The organism is Phytohabitans houttuyneae (assembly GCF_011764425.1).
In the GTDB taxonomy this organism is placed as follows: domain Bacteria; phylum Actinomycetota; class Actinomycetes; order Mycobacteriales; family Micromonosporaceae; genus Phytohabitans; species Phytohabitans houttuyneae.
This window is the reverse complement of record NZ_BLPF01000003.1, coordinates 799,796-820,578: the sequence shown is the minus strand read 5'-3', so window position 1 is coordinate 820,578 and position 20,783 is coordinate 799,796. Positions and strand designations below refer to the sequence as shown.

General features: G+C 69.7%; 21 protein-coding genes. 6 read left to right on the top strand and 15 right to left on the bottom strand.

The window, feature by feature from the left end; translation table 11 throughout:
• The first annotated feature begins 184 nt into the window (after window positions 1-184).
• A complete protein-coding gene (locus Phou_RS38575; RefSeq protein WP_308784754.1) occupies window positions 185-613 on the top strand; it encodes a response regulator in 429 nt (142 codons plus the stop codon).
• Between the two features lie 15 nt (window positions 614-628).
• Here the strand turns inward: Phou_RS38575 and Phou_RS38570 are convergent, their stop codons facing one another.
• The 5 genes from Phou_RS38570 to Phou_RS38550 all read right to left on the bottom strand — a co-directional run bounded on the left by Phou_RS38570 (window position 629) and on the right by Phou_RS38550 (window position 6,095).
• Window positions 629-1,441, bottom strand: a complete 813-nt coding sequence (locus Phou_RS38570) for an RNA polymerase sigma factor SigF (RefSeq protein ID WP_173066807.1) — start codon at window positions 1,439-1,441, stop codon at window positions 629-631.
• A gap of 253 nt (window positions 1,442-1,694) precedes the next feature.
• Window positions 1,695-4,160, bottom strand: a complete 2,466-nt coding sequence (locus tag Phou_RS38565; protein WP_173066804.1) for an FtsX-like permease family protein — start codon at window positions 4,158-4,160, stop codon at window positions 1,695-1,697.
• Window positions 4,157-4,882 (bottom strand): ABC transporter ATP-binding protein, encoded by a 726-nt coding sequence (locus tag Phou_RS38560; protein ID WP_173066802.1) that lies wholly within the window; start codon window positions 4,880-4,882, stop codon window positions 4,157-4,159. The genes Phou_RS38565 and Phou_RS38560 overlap by 4 nt, the downstream gene beginning before the upstream one ends.
• On the bottom strand, window positions 4,879-5,460 hold the full coding sequence (locus Phou_RS38555) for a PadR family transcriptional regulator (RefSeq protein WP_173066799.1): 582 nt from the start codon (window positions 5,458-5,460) through the stop codon (window positions 4,879-4,881). The genes Phou_RS38560 and Phou_RS38555 overlap by 4 nt, the downstream gene beginning before the upstream one ends.
• Window positions 5,461-5,882: 422 nt before the next feature.
• Window positions 5,883-6,095, bottom strand: coding sequence for a hypothetical protein (locus Phou_RS38550; RefSeq protein WP_173066796.1), 213 nt, complete (start codon window positions 6,093-6,095; stop codon window positions 5,883-5,885).
• Window positions 6,096-6,251: 156 nt separating this feature from the next.
• Here Phou_RS38550 and Phou_RS51700 point away from each other — a divergent pair, with 156 nt between their 5' ends.
• Window positions 6,252-6,416, top strand: coding sequence for an ABATE domain-containing protein (locus Phou_RS51700; protein ID WP_218579476.1), 165 nt, complete (start codon window positions 6,252-6,254; stop codon window positions 6,414-6,416).
• Entirely contained in the window at window positions 6,409-6,756 is a 348-nt protein-coding gene (locus tag Phou_RS38545) for a CGNR zinc finger domain-containing protein (protein ID WP_218579475.1), read from the top strand. The genes Phou_RS51700 and Phou_RS38545 overlap by 8 nt, the downstream gene beginning before the upstream one ends.
• A gap of 337 nt (window positions 6,757-7,093) precedes the next feature.
• Here the strand turns inward: Phou_RS38545 and Phou_RS54765 are convergent, their stop codons facing one another.
• Window positions 7,094-7,834: a GAF and ANTAR domain-containing protein gene (locus tag Phou_RS54765; RefSeq protein WP_281365145.1), complete on the bottom strand. Its 741-nt coding sequence runs from the start codon at window positions 7,832-7,834 to the stop codon at window positions 7,094-7,096.
• Here Phou_RS54765 and Phou_RS38535 point away from each other — a divergent pair.
• A complete protein-coding gene (locus tag Phou_RS38535) occupies window positions 7,769-8,647 on the top strand; it encodes an IS5 family transposase (RefSeq protein WP_308784942.1) in 879 nt (292 codons plus the stop codon). The genes Phou_RS54765 and Phou_RS38535 overlap by 66 nt on opposite strands.
• Before the next feature lie 5 nt (window positions 8,648-8,652).
• Here Phou_RS38535 and Phou_RS38530 read toward each other — a convergent pair whose 3' ends face one another.
• From Phou_RS38530 to Phou_RS38505, 6 genes are all read right to left on the bottom strand, one after another.
• Complete coding sequence (locus tag Phou_RS38530; RefSeq protein ID WP_178135003.1) at window positions 8,653-8,877, bottom strand: hypothetical protein; 225 nt, start codon at window positions 8,875-8,877, stop codon at window positions 8,653-8,655.
• Window positions 8,878-8,922: 45 nt separating this feature from the next.
• Entirely contained in the window at window positions 8,923-9,645 is a 723-nt protein-coding gene (locus Phou_RS38525; protein ID WP_173066793.1) for a GAF and ANTAR domain-containing protein, read from the bottom strand.
• A 318-nt stretch (window positions 9,646-9,963) separates the two neighbouring features.
• The gene (locus tag Phou_RS38520) at window positions 9,964-10,698 is read right to left on the bottom strand and encodes a GAF and ANTAR domain-containing protein (RefSeq protein WP_173066790.1); all 735 of its coding nucleotides are present in this window, start codon (window positions 10,696-10,698) and stop codon (window positions 9,964-9,966) included.
• A gap of 104 nt (window positions 10,699-10,802) precedes the next feature.
• Window positions 10,803-11,606, bottom strand: a complete 804-nt coding sequence (locus Phou_RS38515; RefSeq protein ID WP_173066787.1) for a GAF and ANTAR domain-containing protein — start codon at window positions 11,604-11,606, stop codon at window positions 10,803-10,805.
• Between the two features lie 381 nt (window positions 11,607-11,987).
• Window positions 11,988-12,317 carry a MerR family transcriptional regulator gene (locus Phou_RS38510; protein WP_173066784.1) on the bottom strand — a complete coding sequence of 110 codons (330 nt, stop codon included), beginning with the start codon at window positions 12,315-12,317 and terminating at the stop codon, window positions 11,988-11,990.
• A 1,689-nt stretch (window positions 12,318-14,006) separates the two neighbouring features.
• The gene (locus Phou_RS38505) at window positions 14,007-15,530 is read right to left on the bottom strand and encodes a serine/threonine protein kinase (protein ID WP_173066780.1); all 1,524 of its coding nucleotides are present in this window, start codon (window positions 15,528-15,530) and stop codon (window positions 14,007-14,009) included.
• A 738-nt stretch (window positions 15,531-16,268) separates the two neighbouring features.
• Here Phou_RS38505 and Phou_RS38500 point away from each other — a divergent pair.
• Window positions 16,269-16,610, top strand: coding sequence for an STAS domain-containing protein (locus Phou_RS38500; RefSeq protein ID WP_503827014.1), 342 nt, complete (start codon window positions 16,269-16,271; stop codon window positions 16,608-16,610).
• A gap of 29 nt (window positions 16,611-16,639) precedes the next feature.
• On the opposite strand, the gene Phou_RS38495 is transcribed toward Phou_RS38500, so the two are convergent.
• From Phou_RS38495 to Phou_RS38485, 3 genes are all read right to left on the bottom strand, one after another.
• Entirely contained in the window at window positions 16,640-17,440 is an 801-nt protein-coding gene (locus Phou_RS38495; protein WP_218579474.1) for an alpha/beta fold hydrolase, read from the bottom strand.
• Window positions 17,441-17,643: 203 nt separating this feature from the next.
• On the bottom strand, window positions 17,644-18,402 hold the full coding sequence (locus Phou_RS38490) for a metallophosphoesterase (protein ID WP_173066771.1): 759 nt from the start codon (window positions 18,400-18,402) through the stop codon (window positions 17,644-17,646).
• Between the two features lie 141 nt (window positions 18,403-18,543).
• Window positions 18,544-19,308: a hypothetical protein gene (locus tag Phou_RS38485; protein ID WP_173066768.1), complete on the bottom strand. Its 765-nt coding sequence runs from the start codon at window positions 19,306-19,308 to the stop codon at window positions 18,544-18,546.
• A 19-nt stretch (window positions 19,309-19,327) separates the two neighbouring features.
• On the opposite strand from Phou_RS38485, the gene Phou_RS51695 reads away from it, so the two are divergent.
• Window positions 19,328-20,746, top strand: a complete 1,419-nt coding sequence (locus Phou_RS51695) for a Fic family protein (protein ID WP_218579473.1) — start codon at window positions 19,328-19,330, stop codon at window positions 20,744-20,746.
• Window positions 20,747-20,783: the final 37 nt, after the last annotated feature.

The window sequence follows — 20,783 nt, the reverse complement described above, 5'->3', positions numbered from 1 at the left end:
AGCGGCGGCGGCTGGTTCCAGCTGGGCCGGGCTCACCGCTCGGCCCCGGTGCCGTTCTGGTGCTCCCGCAGAGCCGCAAGCGCGGGCGGCGCTACGATCACTACCATGTCCGGGGTTGCGAGACACCCGGAGCAACCCACGAGGGATGGCTATGAGTGCCAGTCTGCCGCTGCTTCAGGTACTCGTGGTCGAGGACGATCCCGGCGATGTCGCACTTGTCGAGAGCGCGTTCGCCGAGCACAGCATCTCCAGCACGCTCCACCACGTGGCAGACGGCGCCGACGCGTTGGTGTTCCTGCGCCGGGAAGGCCCCTACGGCGACGCGCCGCGCCCTGACCTGATCCTGTTGGACCTGAACATGCCACGTGTCGACGGCCGGCAGCTGCTGCAGCAGATCAAGATGGATGACGATCTCAAGTCGATACCGACGATCGTCTTCACGACGTCGGCATCGGCCAGTGACGTCCTATCCAGCTACGCCGCGCACGCCAACGCCTTCATCACCAAGCCGATGAACCTGGATGACTACGAACGTGTCGTCATCGAGATCCGCAACTTCTACGGTCACACCGCGGCGCTGCCACGGCGTCACTCGGACGGCACCGCCACCTGATTCTTCGGCTCCTGCTCAGTTGGCATCGGTCAGGTGGCCGCGCAGCTTCGCCATAGCCCTGCTCAACAGGCGGGAGATGTGCATCTGCGAGACGCCGATCTGCTCGGCGATCTGGCTCTGGGTGAGGTTGCCGTAGAAGCGGAGCATCACGATCTTCTGCTCGCGCGGGTCGAGCGTCGCCAGCGCCGGTTCCAGGGCGATGCGCAGTTCCGCCAGCGCGAACTGCGGGTCCGGCCCGCCCAGCATGTCCCCCAGTTCGGCGCCGCTGTCGCTGGAGACCGGCGCGGACAGCGAGACGCTGTTGTAGGCGCGAGCGCCTTCCAGGCCTTCCAGGACCTGTTCCTCGGTCAGGTCGAGGTGGGTCGCGATGTCGGCGACGGTCGGTGACCGGCCCAGCTGGTGGTAGAGGACGGCGTTGGCCTCGGCGATGACCTGGCGCAGCTCCTGCAGCCGTCGCGGCACCCGCACGTCCCAGGTGCGGTCCCGGAAGTGGCGCTTGACCTCACCGATGATGGTGGGGATCGCGTAGCCGACGAACTCGACCCCGCGCGACGGGTCGTACCGGTCGACCGCCTTGATCAGCCCGATCATCGCGGTCTGGACCAGGTCGTCGAGCGGCTCGCCGCGGCCGTGGTATCGGTTGGCCAGGTACCGGGCCAGCGGGGCGAACGCGTTGATCGTCCGTTCCCGCAACGCGGGGCGGGACGGATGGCCGGCGGGCAGGGCCGCCAAGGCTGCCAGCAGCTCGACGCCGCCGTTGTTGCGCTTCGGCTCGCTGGCGGTTGTGGCAGCAGCGGTGGTGGTTGGGGAAACGAGGGTGACGGTCACGGTGGTCCTCCCGGGTCGGCGTCACAGAGACCTTGCCGGCATCCGGGTGCCGCAGAGCGCTTGAGGACATCCGCCCGGACCGTCGAGAACGTCGACCTTGCCGGGTGCTTCCCGGGCCTCTGGCAGAGGCGTCGGCCATGTCGACCAACCTCACCGTAGCCCATTCGGCCAGCCCAGTGCCAGCCGAAAGGCTGAGTACCTTAACGGTCGTTACCCCTCAATAAGGCACCAAAAGGCGACAACGGTCGTGCCGTCAGTCCAGCGGCTGGCGGGCAAACGTTCGCGCCTCCCGTCCGGCCAGCAGCCATCCGGCGAAATACGCGACGATCGGCAGGCCGACGAGGATGGCGGCCAGGTTGAGCACCGGCGGGTGGGCCAGCCAGTGCGCCTCCCGGTGGTACCAGGCCAGCAGCGCCAGGTAGGCGCAGCCGGTACCGATGACGGCCCCGCAGAGCGCCAGCGACCCGGCGGTCGCGGCGGTGAGCGCCCGCCGGGTCCTGCGCCGTGCGCCGGCCGCGGTCAGCGTGCGCAGATCACGGGCGCTCTCGCTGCGGATCAGCCCGACGGTCATGGCGAGCACCCCGAGGGCCATCGCGATCCCGGCCGCGGTGAAGTTGTCGGCCAGCCGGGCCTGGTCCACACCGGTCGGGCGGGACTCGACGCTGAGCCCGGCGGCGGCCGCGGTCTGCTGCGCCTCGTCGACCTGCGCCGGCGTGAGTGCCTGTGGCGCCGTGACCAGCCAGCCCACCGGGATTGTTGTCAGCCGCATCCGATTGCCGGTCATGCCGTGCGTGGTGATCAGTACGTTGGGCAGCGAGCTGTACGGGGGCAGCGTGACCCGCTGCAGTGTCGGCTGCCAGTCACGGGCTCCGCTGCTGACCAGGTCGTAACCGGCAAGGCTCGGCCGCGAGGTGAGCACATCGGTGTCGGCGTTGATGCTCGCCGGGTCGATGCCGTAGTGGGCGAGGATTTCGGGAGTGGCGACGAACACGGGGATCATTTCGTTGCCCCGGTACTCGATGCCGTCGTCGACGGTGTGCGGCTTGCCCAGGATGACCGGCGGGCGGCCTTCCCGGCTGGTCGGCCCCGCCGGGTTGACGGCCCCGGTCAGCGGCAGCACCGAGGTGGCGCGCAGGTCCGCGGCGAGTGCGTCGACCTGGCGGCGCAGGGCGTCGGCCTGGCTGGCGGACAGGGTCGGCACGGGCCCGTCGGTGCCCTCCGGCTGCAGCCAGATGATGATCTGGTCGGCGGGCAGGTTTCCCCCGCCGGGGGCGGTGGCCTTCGCGGCGGAGACGGCGGCGGCCAGGGCGACGACGGCGGCGATGCCGACGGCCAGGCCGATCGCGGCCAGGGCGGCGCTGGACCGGGCGCGGTAGCGGGCCAGGTCGCGCATCGCCAGGCGCGGCGCCAGGGGCGCGTGCCGCGCGAGCCTTCCGAGGGCGGCGACGCCGACCGGAGCCAGCAGCAGCAGTCCGATCGCCGTGGCCAGCACGCCGCCGATGATGTACGGCGGCTTCGTCTGCTGCGCCAGGACCAGCGCGGTCAGGCCGGCGGCCAGCAGCACCACACCGAGTGCGGCGAACCGGTGTGCGGGACGGGGTGGCGCCGGCCGTGCGGACAGCGCGGCGACGACGGGGATGCGGGCGGCGGCGCGCGCCGGCCACCAGGCGGCGAGGATCGCGGTCACGGTGGCCAGCCCGATTGCTACCAGCAGCAGTGCCCAAGGCAGGTCGAACCGGTCGATGCGGTGGCCAAGTAGCGGCTCCAGCTGAGGACTGAGGGCGATCCAGGCGGCGACCCCCACGATCGCGCCGGCGGTCGCGCCGGCCGCGCCGATGACCGCACCGTGCACGAGCAGGACCAGCCGGATGTGCCGGTGGCTCGCGCCGACCGCGCCGAGCATGCCCAGTGCGCGCAGCCGCCGTTGTGCCATGACGGTGAACCCGGCCACCGCCAGCAGGCCGACGAAGACCAGCCCGATCGTGGCGAGCACGAGCACCATGACGCTGGCCGCGTCCGTTCCGGTGGCCTGGCGTTCCTGAGTGGACATGTCCTGCGGTCGGGCCTTGCTGACGAGGGTTGCGCGGGTGGTGCGAAGAAGCACGTCGACGTGCTCAGGTGCGGCGATCTGGCCCGGCGCGACGAGGGCGAACGTGTCGTGCAGGTTCAGCGGGTTCTCCACCAGGCCGACGACGGTCCGCCGTGTGCCGCTCTGGTCCCAGGTGCCGCCGGCGTGTAGTCGAAAGGCGGTCGCCACGCGTTCGGTGACGGCGATCTCGTCGGGGCCTTGCGGCCAGCGGCCGTCGTTGAGCCGCAGCATCGCCCGCCCGTACGGCCCGGTGGGATCCTGAGCGCGCAGGTCGACATTGTTCGCTGAGCCGGGCATCGGGATCGTGTCGTCGTGCGCGATCACGTCGATGGTCTCGAACGAGGCCCGCAGGGTGGCGAGGTCCGCATCCAGCTGCGCACCGGTGCTGTGCAACGTCCCCACGTAGTTCGCGGTGCCGAACACCGACGCCTCCGATGGCGCGCTGGCACCGACGCCGAGGCCGACGGTCGTGGCCGCCACAGCGGCCAGCAGCAGCGACAGCACGATGACCTGCTGGCGCCACTCGCGCCGGAACAGCCGCCAGGCCCAGCGCGCCACGGCGCGACGCGCCGGCGTACCGCCGTGGCCGGTGCCGAGCACCAGCGGTCGATCCTGCACGGCGAGGCTCATCGGGGCGCCTGCTCGGCCAGCAGTGAGTCCGGCCCGGGGCGGGGTGTGGTGCGGTCGACGATGCGGCCGTCGCGGATGAACACGACCCGGTCGGCCCACGAGGCGAGCTGCGCGTCGTGGGTCACCACGACGGCGGCCATGCCGCGCTTGCAGGCGGTCAGGATCAGCCGCATCACGGCCTCGCCGTTGACCGAGTCGAGGGCGCCGGTCGGCTCGTCGGCCAGCAGCAGCCGGTGATCCCCGACGACGGCGCGGGCGATCGCGACCCGCTGCCGCTCGCCGCCGGAAAGCTGGTCCGGGAACCGGGAGGCGCGCTCGGCCAGGCCCAGCTCCTCCAGCGCGCGCAGCCCAGCCGCGCGCGCCTTGCCGGCCTTGAGCCCGTCGAGCTCCAGCGGCAGGGACACGTTTTCGGCAGCGGTCAGGCCGGGCAGCAGGTTGAAGTCCTGGAAGACGTAGCCGATCGCGCGTCGCCGCAGGCGGGCCCGATCATCGCGCGACATCGCCGCGAGGGGCTGGCCCGCGACCAGCACCTCGCCGGCGGTCGGTGTCTCCAGCGCCCCGGCGATGGTCAGCAGTGTGCTCTTGCCCGAACCGCTCGGGCCCATGACCGCGACCATCGCACCCGGCTCCACGCTCAGGTCCACCTCGCGCAGCGCGTGCACCTCGTCGGCACCGTCCAGGTAGGTCTTCCAGACCCCGTGCAGTGCCAACACTTCACTCATCGGCGCACCCCCGCCCTGCGTCGAATCTGGGGCGCCGCCGTCTTGGCCGGGGCGGGCGGCTGCGACGCGGCCCGCTTGAGCCGGCCGTCCGCGGTGTCCAGCCACCGCACGACCGAGTCCAACCGGTACACCTCGGCGTCGATCACCAGCGCCAAGCCGAGGTCGACGTCGCCCTCCTCCTCCTTGAGCCTCGTCCACTGCTGCATCAGCTCGACGAGGTAGCGCCGGTGCGCCTGGATGACCTCGTGCACGTCGGCGCCCGGCAGCCGTACCGCGATCAGGATTTTGATGACCAGCTCGTCGCGCGGCGGCGAGGCCAGGTCCGGCGGCGTACGCAGCCACCCGTCCAGCTCCTGGGTGCCCTCGGCGGTGATCCGGAAGCTGTTCTGCGGGCCTGAGGCTGCCTCGTCGTCGGACTCGACCAGGCCGTCGCGCTCCAGCCGCTGCAGGGTGGTGTAAACCTGGCCGACGTTCAGCGGCCACACCTCACCGGTCCGCGCCTCGAACTCCTCGCGCAGCTGCAAGCCGTACTTCGGACCCTCGCTGAGCAGCGCCAGCAGTGCGTGGCGGACGCTCATGACCTCACCAAACCCGATATCATGCCGCGTAGCATACTGGGTATAATTCCCGGTGTCTACGAGATCGACCTGCGACGTGCAGTTCCAGCTCTTCTTCGACTACCGCAACCACGTCGCGCGCTTCGCCGAGATCGCGGCCTACCACCGGGAGCATCAGCCACCGTGCCTGGTGCTGTGGGGGCGGCACGACCCGTTCTTCGACATCGCCGAGGTGCTGGCCTACCACCAGGAGATGACCACATTCCAGGCCATGTGTACGACGCGCGGGGCACCTCATGCTGGAAACGCACGCCGCCGAGGTCGCCGCGCTGCTGGTCACGTTCGTGGGCGACGTGTTCGATCGGGCGGCGGTGGCCTCATGAGTGCGGCAGTGATCACGGTCAGGCCGTTGGCGCCAGCCACCTGGGCTGACTTCGAGTCGGTCATGGGCGCCAACGGTGGAGCCCGCGGCTGCTGGTGTATGCATTGGCGGCTGAGCGCGGCCCGACGACCACTTCGTCGCCGGCGACGTGGCTCTCCAGCGCCTTGAGCCCGTCCTCGGCCGTGAGCAGGCCGTCCGGCTCGGCGCCGCCCACCCAGTCGCGGAAGGCGAGGAGCAGATCGCGATAGCAGGCCTCGTACCGCTCCTCGCCCACGAGATCGACGTAACGCCGGCCGGTCCACGGCTCGTCGACGCCCTGGATCTCGGTCTGCGGGCTCTTCTGGGCTGCGGGTTGGAGGTGGTAAGGGCCTGGTTCATCGCGGAGAGGAACGGCAGCTTCGCCGCCACCTCGGTGTTCGTGTAGAAGTCCTTGGACTTCGCCAACACCGTCTACCGGCGATGGCCCGAGCTCGGCGCGGACCTGTTCAACAACGTCGAGGCGCTGACCACCTGGCTGGCCCGCGCCGGCCTGCTTCCAGCCGCCGGCGGCTTCACCGACCGCTGCCGCGCTCGGCGAGGCGTGCGCGTTGCGTGAGCTGTTCTGGACGGTCTTCGACGCCCAGCTGCACGGCCGCGATATACCCGCGCATGCCCTCGCCGGCCTGCTGGACACCGCACGCGGCGGCGTCGCCGGCACCACTGTGGACGCCGAGGGCACTGTGGCACCGGTGGCCGTTGACAGCGTGTTCGCGGTCCTGGCACTGCGTGGGCTCAGGCTCGTGCTCAGCCCACTCCCCCAGCGTGTGCGTGCCTGCGACCGCTACGGCTGGTTCTTCGTCGACACCTCCCGCGGCCGGCGGCGCCGATGGTGCAGCATGAAGACCTGCGGCAACCAGACCAAGGCCGCCCGCTTCCGCTCCGCTCACCCGGGATGAGGCGCGGGCCGCTCACTCGTTTGCGGACGCCCACCTTTGCGGAACGCGTTGCGCAGGCTGGCAGTGGCACTCCTAGTTCACCGGATGCATGCCGGATCACCGGCGCGGCTCGTCCCCATCGCGGTCGCCGGGTTCGCCGGCGCTCCAGAACCGTTCTGCCGACTCGGCTTCGGGCAGGTGTCCGCCTGGCTCGGTGGGCCCGTCGGCCCCCGTTGCGCGCAGCCCAGGTCGACGCCAGCGGCGGCGACCCCGTCCCGCTTGTGTGTGCGATGTGCCGCGCGTTGAGCCGCCGGCAGGCGGACGCCAGTTGCACCGACGTGGCGGCGACTTGGCTGGGTCATTGGTGAGGTGCGGCGAGTTCGGGGAGGCTGTGTAGGTCGCTGATGATGAGGTTGGCGACGTCGTTGAGGCGACGGTTGTTGCGGCGGGCGTAGGCGCGGATCAGGTTGAAGGCGACGTCGACATCGACGTTGTGCGCTTGCGCGATCGCGCCCTTGGCCTGTTCGATGACGATCCGGCTGTTGAGGGCGCCTTGCAGTTGTTCGGTGAGGATCTCCCCGCGGCTGATGGCCCGCTGCTGGAGCAGACCGATCGCGGCGACGTCGGTGAGGGCCTGCACAATCTGAGCGTCGGTGTCGTCGAAGTCGCCGACGTCGTTGCCGAAGACGCCCAGCGCGCCGATCACCTCATTGCGCAGCCGCAAGGGGAACGCGTGCACCGACCGGTAGCCGGCGGCCGTAGCGTGCGGCGCGAACCGCGGCCAACGGGGCCCGGCTCCGCGCAGGTCGGTGTTGATCACCGGGGCGGCGGTGCGGTAGGCGTCCAGGCAGGGACCTTCCTGGTTCTGCAGCTGATACAGCTCTAAGAGCCTGGTAAATAATGGGTTCCGGGTGGTCGGTGGTCCGGGTGGAGATTGATGGTCACGCTCGTCCGGTGTGGTGGCGTGACATGAGGATGGGCCTTCGGTACGAGCAAAGGCGACTAAACCAGCACCACACCCGAAGGCCCAACCCTGTCTGTATACCTTGTCGCCGGCGGCGACGTCGCCCCGGCCACGCCGGCCACCGCCGCCGATCACCTGCCCACCGCGCGGCCACGCCGCTACCGGTCGGATACCAGCGACGCCGAGTGGGCCGTGCTGGCCCCGCACGTACCGGCTGGGACCGGACGCGGCCGGCCCATCGTGTACCCGCGCCGGGACGTGGTGGACGCGATCCGCTACCTAGACCGCACCGGCTGCCAATGGGACGCCCTACCGGCCGACTTCCCGCACCACAAGCTGGTCTACCACTACTTCAAAACCTGGACCGCCGACGGCACCCTGAACCGGATGCACAACAGCCTGCGCGAACAGGTCCGCACCACCCTGGAGGGCCGTAACCGGCAGCCCACCGCCGCAGTCGTCGACTCCCAGACCGTGCGCGGCGCGGAGACCGTCGCACGCACCTGCCGCGGCTACGACGCCGGCAAGAAGATCAACGGCCGTAAACGCCACATCGCGGTAGACACCTGCGGTCTGCTGCTGGCCATCCTGGTCACCGCCGGCAACGTCCAGGACCGCGACGGCGCCCGACCGCTGTTGTGGGCAATACGCGCCTGCTTCCCCACCATCGCACTGGTCTGGGCCGACTCCGGCTACGCCGGCAAACTCGTCCACTGGGCCACCAACCACCTGGCCCTGACCGTCCAGATCGTGGCCAAAATCGCCGGACAGACCACCTTCGTCGTGCTGCCCCGCAGATGGTGCGTCGAGCGCACGTTCTCCTGGATCAACCGCTGCAGACGGACCGTACGCGACTACGAACGGCTGCCCGACCACCACGCCGCAATGGTCCAATGGGCCATGATCATCCTCATGGCCCGACGCCTCGCCCGCCACCAACCGACGTGAAACCCTTATTTACCAGGCTCTAAGAGTTTGGTGTTCTCGTCCGAGGCGGCCATGAACTGCAGGTGGCCGCGCGGGTCGGCCAGTAGCAACCCGACGGTGGAGTCATCGATGAGCCTAGCGACCCGGTCGGTGAGCATCTGCAGGAACTCGATCAGGTCGAACTCGTCGACGAGGGTGTCGGCGACCTCGACGAAGACTTTCGCGAGACGTTCAGCGGATACGGTTGTCATGCCAGCCTCCGGCGGGTACTTCTGTGGTCGTCATGACGCTCATGGTCAGTCCCGGTCGAAGCGCAGTCGGCGGGCGACGATGTCCGCGGCGACGTCGTTGAGGGGGCGGTTCTCGGCGTAGGCGTAGGCCCGGATCCGCACCAGCGCCTCGGCGATCGGAACACCCAGTTGCACCATCACCATCCCTTGGGCCTGGAACAGTTCAGCGCGGCGCTCGATCACCTCGTCCAGTCCGTCCAGTCCGTTCGGTGTCGTGGTGGCACGCTGCTGTCCGTCGAGCAACGCGGTCACGGCGCGGTCGGCGAAGGTGAGCGCTCTGCCGAGTTCCTCCCGGGACAGCGAGCCCGGCAGGGTGCGGAACACGTCCAGCACGCCGAGGCGGACTGCGCCGATCTGCATCGGAAACGCGAACACCGCCCGGATGCCGGCATCGTGTACGGCGGGTGCGTAGATCGGCCAGCGACCCATCGCCCCGTCCGCCAGATCGGGCACCAGGACCGGCCGGCTGGTGGCGAAGGCATCCACGCATGGCCCCTCACCGACGGTGAACTGTAGCTCCTCGATACGTTCGGTGGCCGGGTCGGAGGCGGTAGCCATGCCGCGGACACCGTTGCCGGCCATCACACTCACCCCGACACCAGATGCAGACAACGCCCGCACCGCGTCGCGGCAGACCCCCTTCAACCGGCCAATCACGCCGTCGCCCGGGGACGACGTCTCAGCAGGCGTCGTGCCGGCGCGCGGTTCATGGACAGCCTCATCATCCATGCCGGCTCACCCCACCTGGTGGAACGACGTGCCCGGCCGCGTACCGGCAGCGAATCGTTCTGAGCACGCACCCATGCGGCACCTTTCCAGGAAAGGTGCTGCCGAGGGCTGGGGCAGCAAAACACCACTGACGCTTGTCCCCGTCGATCCTACCGCCGACGGTGAGCACCGTGTTTCGGACCTCACCGCATCCGAACTCGCTACGACGGGATGTCCCACAGACAGGCGGCCCCAGCTGACTGACCACCAATTGGGCATCCGGGGGCGTCGCGCAGGCAAGCACGACGATGGCTTCCGCAGTGGTCTGCCGGTACACAGTCAGGTCGGGACCGTCGGGTCGAACGGGAGCTGGCAGGCGCGTACCTCGGCGATCACATCGCGCATCGGCCGGCCGCTGGAACGGGCGTAGACCCGCAGCCGGTGCAGCGCGGTGGCCGCGTCCACGCCCGCGTACTCCATCACGACGCCGATGGCCTGCTGGACCTCGCCGGTGTCGGCTGGAAGTGCCATCGCGACCGGTCGGGCGCTGCTGAGGTCCAGATCGTCCAGGAGCAGAATCGCGGCGGCGTCGGCGTAGCGGCGCGCCCGTTCGTCGTCGGTGGCGCGCAGCGGCCCCGGCACTGCCCGGTACAGGCTCAGCACGCCGACTGGTTGGGTGTCCGACCGGACCGGGTAGGCGAACACCGCGCGGAGCCCGCAGCTCAGCGCCAGCTCCACAAACCGTGGCCATCTCGTGCGGGGCGCAGCGTCGTTGAGATCGGCCGCCGTGACGATCTCGTTGGTCCCGGCCGCGTCTATGCCAGGCCCCTGCTGGATGGTGGCGTGCAGATCCTCCAACTGGTCGCCGCGCGGACCGCTGTCGCTGAGGATGATCCACCCGGCATGAGCGGCGAAGACGCTCAGCACCACCCCATCCACGTCCGGCAGGTCACGGTGGCATTCGGCGCCCAGCGCACCGACCCCACCGCGAGCGCGTAGCGCCGACACCACCTGCCGCACCTGGCGCTGCTGCTCGCGGTCGGGCTGACCGGCGCCCCGTCCCAGATCTGTCATCGGCCCTCGCCGAGTCCCTGGCCCGCCGCTGGGGCATCGTCCCGGCGGCGATCTCGCGCACCACGGACAGAGGTCACCAACGTCATCGACACTGCAGCCCTCCGTCAGTCCGCGCCGGCGGCATCGGGCGGCCGGGAAGCGATGGACAACGGCAGGGTGATGGTGGCGGTCCCGGCAACCACACTGTTGGCCAGTCGTCCGACGTTGAGGTCGCGGTCCGCCGCCACCCGTTGCAGCACCGCGTGCGCGGTGTCGATGTCGATCCGTAGCCGTGCTGCGAGCATCCCGGTGGCCCGCTGCACGATCGCCGCGTCGGCGATCGCCGCGGCCAGTTCCGCGCCGCCCAACCCCGTCCGCGGCCCTGGCCGTGTCGCGGCCCGGCGGTGGACGGCGGTGCCGGCCATGCCGGCGAGCGCTTGGGCCAGCGCCGCCTCTACGTCGCTCAACCCGCCGGGCGTCATCCGGAACAGGTTCAACACCCCGATCGCGGCGCCCTCACCGACGACCGGCACCGCGTGCACAGCACGGACCCCGCCGGACCACGCCAGAACTCCGAACTCCAGCCACCGGGAATCGGCCACCTGCATGTCGGGGTGGACCACCACAGCGGCCGTGCGGTGGGACTCCACGCACGGACCCCGCCCGTCGCGCAACTCCGCTGCCTCCAAGGCGCGTACCAGATCCGAGGTGACTATCACCGAACGCAGCGACCCATGATCGTCGGTCAGCATCACCCCGGCGCCGCTGACGTCGAGCAGCCGCATACTCCACCGGACCAACGCATGGGCCGCCTCAAGCGCATCCCCCCGCTCAGCGGCGCCGATCTCATCGAACGCGACCGCGATCATCCGTTCGCGGTTGCCTGAACTGTTGCCGCCGACATCCTGCACGATCCACCCCAGCTTCATCGGTGAAACACCGCTGTCTGAGGGCCAGCTGCAGCAACCAGATCGCCATGCGTCGACCACCACCCTACGCCGCCATCGACCGCATCCGGCATATCGCCGACGACGACCAACCCTCACCCGGTTACCTGGCGTGCGGTGCCGGCGGGCCAGTTCGAGGACGGCGTCCGTGACGAGGGGGCGTTGGTCGGGCGACAGGTGGCCGCGCGTTCGATGTCGTCGGTCAGCGGCCGCGGCTCACCGCATCCGTCCAGACATCGAAGACTCATTCACCGCTTCGTTCGACGCAGCCTGGCGAGGAGCGGCGTTGAGCCGCTGGGTGTCGGGAGTGCGCCGTGTCGGGCCGTCCTGCGAGGGCCAAGGTCAGTCTTGCCTGGGTCGAGTTCAGTCGGCTGGTGCTTGGTGGTGTTGGTGGCGGGCGTTGATTTCGAGGGCTTCGGCGAGTTGGTCTTCGAGGATGACGATGCGGCAGGCGGCTTCGATGCCGGTGCCCTGGTCGGCGATCTCACGAACTCGGGCGGCCAGGCGCAGTTGGTAGCGGCTGTAGCGGCGGTGTCCGCCGTCGGAGCGGGTGGCTTCGAACAGGCGGGCCTGCTCCACCGCGCGCAGGAAGCCTGGTGTGGCGCCGATCATCTCGGCGGCGCGGCCCATGGTGTAGGCGGGGTAGTGCTCGTCTTCGAACTTGTCGGTCGAGCCGTTGGAACCAGAGGTCATAGACACCTTTCCGGTAAACGCGTGCGAGGATCCCGGCGCCGTGGGGACGCCGGGATCCTCGGAGAGTGACTTTGTTGCATACCATCACCGGCTGGCTGCCGGTTCATCGTCGTCCCGCCCACCCGCTAGGGGGAGGGTGCGGGGCGGCGGGAATTCGGCTGGATGTGACCGTGGACCACCTTCCGTTCTTGGGGGTCTGCGGCTCCTGCCGGGCATCGTCACGCCGGGCAGGGATCCGATGGCATTCACTCCTCTCGTCGTACACACCTTTTTGAACTGCGGCCTTACTGGTCTTGCATGTACCTGTGGTGCTGGTGGTGCATGACGCCCGTGATTGTCCGGGCGTTGAGCCCGGGTCCAGCCCCGTTACGCCGGCTCACCATCGTGAGCGGGTCGGCGCCGGACCGCGCGGGCCGTTTACCTCGGTGCGCCAGGTCGGCTGTCGCACTGGATCTCTCTTCGCAACACTTAGAACCATACACAGGCCCACGCCGCATGTCTACCTTCGCGGAAGAAGATTTCCTCGTGTCTGAGGTGATGGATTGAACGGCCCGGCAGCCGGTGCCGGTGTGTATCGTGTCGGCTCAGCGAGCGTCATACGCGGCCAGGCAACTGGAGGTGGCGTCATGATCAACCTGTCCGATCGGCTTCCTTCCCACTATTCGAAGCGCGCCCGTACCGAACTGTCGGCGGCGTGGGAGCACCTGTTGACCGCCGCTTCCGAAGCCGCCCGCCAAGTCGGCGACACATCCCGCACCGGCGGATCGGTGGCCCGGGAGCGGGTCGCACTGGCCCGGCTCGCGCTGCGCGGACAGCGGCCGACTTCGCACTGGCGGTGGGCCGGCGCCGGCCTGGCCGCCGGGGTGGTCATCGGCGCGGTCGCGGCAGTGGTGATCAGCCGGCGGGCGCACCCAGCGGACCCGGACGCACCGCAGCAGCCGGCCAACGCCCCCTCGACGGACCAAACCCAGGGCGACGTCACAGGCCGCGACCAAGCAGCCGACCCCCGCCTACACCGACCCCGCCGGCAACCGACAGCGGCGACTAGCGCCCTGCGGTCACGGCAAGCGGCGCCTACCGTGGTCAACGCGATGGAGCGCGACGGTCCGGACTGCGCGGCCTGCGGCGGCGCCGTCGACACGGTGCGAACCTCCCCACATCCCAGCGGCGTCACCGTCGAGTACGGTCGCTGGCTACACTGCAGAGCTGTCCTGCGCCGCCTGCGCCACACCGACGGTGAATCACCCGCAGGCAACGTCGGACCCTGGATCGCAGTCTGCGTCGACCCACCAGCGCTCATCCCCAGCCAAGCAGCACGGCGACGGCCGACGCGATCAGTCTCCACCCGACCACCCCAGCAACGCGGTCCAGGCCGGCCGGCCCGATAAGCCCCGGGCCAACGCCTCACCGGCCGAGCCGTACCGCGGCAGACATCAGACGGAACCGCTTGGACTAGGAGAGGTAGGAGTTCGGCCTCGATCCCGCCGGTAGCGGGTACCGCGTAGCCGCACCGCAGGCCGGGCGGGTCGATACATCTGGGGCGATCGAGGCGAAGTAGCCGGACCAGCCCGGCGCACTGGACTCGCGAACCAACGCTTCGGTGCTCTCAGCGTGGTCCGGACCAACGATCTCACCGGGCAGCGTAAACCCCGCGCACCACACGGCTTGCTGCTTGCAACGCCGTCGCGGTTACTGCTGGCTTTCCTTGATCCTCGGCAGCGGTCCGTTCGAACCGCACCTGACTTTGATCTCGCTTTCGTTGGTTGCGGACTGCAGCACGACCTGGACTTCGGCGGCCGGTCCGGCGTCATAATCCTTGATCGTGTAGCCAGCCGCGGGTTGAACGTCCAGGACCTGGGCCGTACGACCGGCACATTGCACCCGGACCACCCCGCCCAGCGCGGTCACCGTGGTGCCCGGCGCGGGTCCCGGCGTGGTGCCCGGCGGCGGCACGCTGGTGCGGCTAGCCGCCGGCGAACCAGTGTCCGAAGAGGCAGCCGATGGTGAGGGCTTCTGGTCGGGCGCGGCACCCAGGTTTGGGCGGGTTGACGGGGGCGTCACCGTACTGCCGCTCGAGGCAGCCGGCAGGCTCTGCGGTGTCTGGGTCGCTCGGGTCTGCGCGGCATCCTGGGCAGGCTGTCCCGTCGACAGCGGTCCCCCGGCGGTGCTGGGCCGGTCGTCGGCCTGGCGGAGCGCGGCCGCGGCGGCGGTGACCAACGCTATGACGAGCGCACCCACGAGCAGAACCCGGCGGGCGACGCCAGGCCGGCCGGGTGAAGCTGGCAATGCCGGCGACGCTGGCATCGCATCCGGTTCGTCGTCCGGACGCGGTCGTTGTGGCGGTGGCGCCGGCGCGGCCGCGAGGTCACCGTCATCATCGGCCACGACCGCCAGCCCGGCGGCCGTCGCGAAGATGCCAGCGACGACGGCGGCCTCGGGCCGGTCCCACGGATCTCGCGCCAGGCACCTGGCGGTGACCTCATTGATCTCGAACGGGACGCCCTCGATGGCCGGCAGCGGCGCGGGTTCGGCGAAGATGTGGGCGTTCAGCATCTCCATCGTGGTCTCGACCGTCCACGGCAACCGGTTGGTCAACACCCGGTGGATGAGGACACCGAGGGCGTACACGTCAGAGGACGGCAACGCCAGGTCCGCGGTGATCCGCTCCGGCGCGATGTACGCCGGGGTGCCGAGCAGGCGGCCGTCAGCCTCGGGCTCCTCCTGGCCAGCGGCGACCGCGATACCGAAGTCGAGCACCTTCGCCCCGGCCGGCGTCAGGATCACATTGGACGGTTTCACATCACGGTGCACCAGTCCCCGAGCGTGCGCGGCGGCCAGCGCCTCCGCGATCTGCGAGCACAGCCGCATCGCAGCCCGCGGCGGGATCGGCCCGTCGGCGAGACGCTGCGCGAGCGTCTGCCCGGGCAACAGTTCCATGACCACGTACGGAAGTGACGCACCGTCCTCGCCGACGCACTCGCCATAGTCGTGCACATTGGTCACGTGCGGATGGGACAGGCTGGCCGCCGCGCGAGCCTCGGCCCGGATCCGGCTTCTGGCTCCCGGATCAGTGCTGTACGGGCCGGCGAGCACCTTCACCGCCACGACCCGGTCAAGGACCTCGTCATGGGCACGCCACACGGTGGCCATCCCGCCCGAGCCGAGATGACAAAGCAGCCGATACCGGCCACCAAGAACCTGATCGATCCGCACCAGGCCACCTTGCCAAAGCACGGGCCCGCCCGCAGCCCACGACGAGGAAGACCCGGCGGCTCGCGCCGGGCGCTCCGTTCACCGAGGGGCGACACGAGTTGCACCAGGATGGTCGCCGCGACGAAGATCAAAGCATCACGCTCAGACGGCAGGACCTGCGGCGTCGCGCAAGCCGATCATCGTGACGCTCGGCGGACGACCGGCACTGCCGGGTGGATCGCCTCGGTCGGATCACGCAGCGAAGACGCTCACCGGGCCTGGCCGGTCCGATCCGCGCGACGGCAGGACGAACGTGCCGAGTTTGGCCCGGCGGCCACAGGAAACGGCCGTGGAATGTTGCATCGGTCGGCGGTGGGGACAACTCAGGGACGGGCGCTGCGGGATGAGGCGCCGACGCGGACGTCCACGATGGATAGCTCGCCGCACCTCAACCCGATCAGGTCAACGTAACCAGCCGTGGGCGCCACACCGCCGCGCTGTTCACCAAACCCCCTGGGCTTCACCGACAGCCTGACCGGCTAAGCCCGAGCCTGCGCACGATCTAGGCGAAGGTGGCTCGGGCGGCGCGGCGGCGGGACCGGTCCCGTCGCCGCGCCGCCCGGGTGTTGCGTCGATTGCGCCCAGGATCGGCCGGGGTTAGTCTCACCAGTGACGGACCAATTGCCTCGGACCCCGGCGTTGGCGGTTGAGGGGCAAGTTAGCCGACTTGTTCCGGTTCGGGCCGAGGGCAGGTACGTCATGATTCTTTCGCATCAGGTGTGCAGCGAGTCCGACACGGTGCGGGTTCTGCTGTCCGGCGAGGTCGACATGGCCGTCAAGGAGCAGCTACACGACGTCCTGCACGTCGTCGCCGACTCCGCGAGGGTCACCGAGGTAGACCTACGCCATGTCACCTTTATGGACTGTGCGGCGATCGGCGAACTCGTGCGCGCCCACGTCGACGCGCGCCACCGCGGAAAAACCGTGGTGGTGACCCAGCCTCAAGGGTTCGTCCGCGAGGTGTTGGACTTCGCGAACGTCCTGACCATGCTGACATCCGACCACCCCAACGGTCGGCAGAGACCCAGACCGGGCAGGTGAGGTGCGTCCGGCTACGCCGGGCACCCTGCTCAGCTGGACCGGGAACTCAACCGCCGCCCTACGGCCACAGCGAACTCTCGCGGGCACTCCAGCGGTAGAAAATGTCCGCCGTCAACGTGCTGTATCTGTAGGTCGGCGAAGAACTGGCCGAGCCGGTCGGACCAGTCGACAGGAAACAACGGGTCGTGTTCGGGCCACAGCACGGTGGTAGGCACACCGATGCGCTGCTCTGGTCGCGAAACCGGTTCGGCCGCGACCTTGGCCAATCCGCCGGAGCCGACGCGGTACCAACCGATGGACGCGGTGAACGCGCCCGGCTCGGCGTAGAGCGCAACGAGATGCTCCAGGTGCTCCTCGGCGAGGGCGAACGCAGGGCCCGACCAGTGCGTCCAGAAATGCCGCAGGTAGCAGCGCACAGCCTCGGGCCTGCCATCGATCAGCTCGTCCGCGAGCGGAAGCTGATGCAAGCCCAGATACCAGAACTCCTGATGCGCCGACGGCGCGAGGATCCGCTCGCCGATTCCTGGCAGCGGTGGCGTGAGTACCATCGCTCGGACCAGGTCCGGACGACGCCGGACCACTGCCAGCGCGATCCGGCTGCCAATGTCGTGCCCACAAAGGACCGGTCGGTCCAACCCGAGCTCCTCGATCAGCCCGATGATGCTGCGAGCCTGCGCGTCGGCGCTGTAATGCTGCGTAGGGTCGGCCGCGTGCTTGTCAGAGGCACCGAAGCCGCGCAGGTCGGGGACCACCACGTCGGCCTCTGGCAGCAGGGGCACGACCTCGCGGTACTCGGTGCGGTCGCTCGGCCACCCGTGCAGCAACACCACCGCGGGACCAGTACCGGTCCGATCGTAGGCAAGCCGGAACCCGTCAACGGCAGCCGTCCGATACACGCCCGCCACCATATCCAGCCGATACAGCGCGCTCGGTAGGCCATCCGTCGCACGAGATCGCGGGCTCTCGATTCACGTGTGGCGCCCGGAGGCTATCTTCCCGCATCGGCCCAGCGGCGCAGGGTTGGGTCTGCTGATCAGGTCAGTAGGACGGCGTCGTGGAGGATGAGTGGAGACCAGGTCGGCGCGCCGGTGTTGCCGTGTTTGGGATCGATGCCAATGAAGCGGCAGCCGCCGATGCGAGTGATGGTGTGCCGGGCGGTCCAGTCGACGGTCGCCCGCTGGCGGATCCGTTCGCCGCATAGCCAGGTCTCCCGCCGGTAGCTGACGATGGTCGAGTGGCCGTGGACCTGGCCGAACGGGACGGGCTCGCGGGCGTACATCCAGGACTGGTAGACGTCTGGGCCGGCTTCGGCCCACAACGGCCCGCGATCGTTCCACAGCAGCTGCTCGGGTCTGGTGTTGAGCAGGTCCGCGGCAGTGCTCGCGGTCACCGGTGCGCCCAGGTCCCGCCACGCGTCGACGCTCAGACCGGCGTGGGTTACCAGAAGCTCCTCCCCGTCGGCGGTACGCACCGCGGCGGCCACCCGCAGCCACTCTTTCATCCACCACGTCTGCAGCAGCTGAGCATCGTTGGATGCGAGTTGATGCGGCCAGAACCGCCCGCCGCCGAGGTACTGCGCCTCGTGGTTGCCGATGAGCTGGATCCAGCTGTCTGTTCCGGCGTCGAACCGTCGGCGGACCAGCGCCAGCACCCCCGAGCTGTCCGGACCTCGGTCGATCAAGTCACCAACCTGGATCACCAAAGCGGCAGGGTCCTCGACTATCGGCTCGATCGCCTCCGCGAGTTGGTCGGCGCACCCGCCGACGTCACCGATAACCACGATCTTCGCCATGCCGCCTCCGTGCGACCGACAATAGCGCCGCAGTGAACGCAACGAGCAAGACCGGATCGTCGCAGTAACATGCGGCGGTAGGCGGGGCGGGTTCGACGTGCCCGGGAGGTGGACTCGGCGGACGATCGTCTCGCGATGCGGCTATCGGGATTCGTCTCGGACGACTGCGGTGATGTGATGTAGCCATTCGCCCCCGGGACGTTTGTATCGCTCGTAGTGCCCTCGAACGATGGCGGCGATTGGCCCCTTCACTGCTGGACGACTGTGGTCGTACTTGACGACGCGGGCGGGACCGGAGTTCAGCCACACGGACGGATCGAGCCCGAATGCCGCCATCGCAGCGAAGACTCCGCTTCCGCTGATGTCCTCGATCGGATGCGCCTTCTCGCAGGGCAGCGGCTCACCGATTGCCATGCCACGCGTCATGGCGGCGTGCGAAACGAATACATGTCGTAGGGGCTGGCCGGCCCGGGCGGCCGTTAGCCAGTACGAGCCGGAGGTCGTCTCGGCGCCGCAACCGACGACGGTGCCCAGGGTGGTCGACATGGTAACGATCATGTCTGGGCTGTCAGACAAAGTCATCGATGTGTCGAGCAGGCACGCCCGGCCGTCGATCTCGCCGAGCAGCATGTCGAACCCGGCGGGGTCAATATCGGCGTCTGCCGTGCGGTCGACGACCGATTCGAGCGTGAACTCGCCGGTGTGCCGGGCCAACTCCTCAAGCAGCGCCGTAGCCGAGGCGGTCGCCACGATGTACCCACAGTGCAAGCCCATGCCGCACCTTATCCAAGGTCCGCCGCGCCAGGCTCCCGCCTCGCGCTCGCCGCGCGGGATCTGCCGCTGTCTGCGCGTAATCAGCCGCTCGCGCTGGTAGCGACGTTCGCGGTGCACGCTCTTGGCATGCACCGTGGCACGATGGCCGGCGATGACGGTCGAGCCTGACGATCCGCGGCTGCGGATCGAAACCCTTACTTGGGCGGACGTCGAGCCGGCACGGCACCCGTTCGACCCGGACACTGTGCTCGACGTCGTGCGGGCGGTGGCACCGGCGGGCGGCGTGCCCGAGCCCTACCGGTACCACCCTGGCCGCGGCTTCGATCGCGCCGCGGACGACGCGCGCTGGGACTGGCAGCGGGTGATGGGCGCCGCCCTCGTCGAGCACTACGGTTCCTGGGCCTGTGGCTGGACCGAACAGATGGCCGGCCACACGGCGGACGGTGCGCTGGTCGTGCGGTGGAGCGGCGCCCGTGACTCGATCACGACACCGGAGCAGACGCTCGTCGCCGTCGCCGGGGCGTTGCTGGATTGGCGGACGTTCCTGGAAGACCTGGCCGAGCTGTTCACGCGGCACCTGCCACTACCGGCCGAACCCCGCGCGGCAGCTGTCGCCTGGGAGGCCACGGCCGCCTCCCTGGTCGCGGCGGTGGCGGCGCGGTCCGGCGCGGACGAACACTGGTACCCCGTCTGCGCCTTGACCCTGAAGTGGTTTCTCGCTGTCGCGGAGGTGCCGGGCGAGGACCACGACGCTCTGGTCGACGACGCGATCGGCGGGCGGTTCTGGAGCTCGGTCTCCCCGTTGGGTGCTGAGGTGGCCGACGCTGCGGAGTCCCTCGCGGCGAGGCTCACCGGTATCACGCCGCCACCGGACGACGCGTGGCCCGACACCTGGCCGCAGGACTGGCCGAGTTGGCGCAGCACCGAGCTGCCCACCGCCGCGCGGGCGCCGCGGGTCTGGCCACCGGTGGTTCCCGACGCCCTCGCGGTCTGGCGGCAGGTCCGGCAGACGGTCCGGTGGGAGCAGGGCGCCGAGCACGTCTCCGGGCCGGCGCGCACCACCCGCGACGGCGTCGCCGAGCACCTCGCCAGACGAAAGTACGGCGCCGAACAGGTCCTTGCCGCAATGGACCTGGTGCGCGCGGACGCGGCCGAAGGCGGCCCCCTCACGTTCGCACGACTTGAGGCGTGGCAACGAAAGGTGCTCGGTGTGGCCACCGCACCCTTCCGCACGACGCCCGCCTGGGCGCGGGCCGGCAGGGAACGGTACCCGTACCGCGACGAGCTACCGGAGGTGTTCGAGGCGTGTCTGGCCGAGGCAACCGACCCGGCCGTACCGCTGCCGTCGCGAGCCACGCGGGTGTATCTCGACGTGCTGCACTTTCACCCGTTCGTCGATGGCAACGCGCGATCGGCGGCGCTCGCTCTGTACTTCGTGCTTGCTCGCGAAGGCGTGGTGTTGGACCGGGCCGCGCCGCTGCTGATGACCCGCTGGCCGGCATCCGACCCACGCGACGCCGAAAGGCTGGCCAGATTCGTCGCCACGCTCGTCGAGCAGACCCGCCGGTAACGAGGGATACGTTTGCGCTACCTGCCGCCCGTACAGC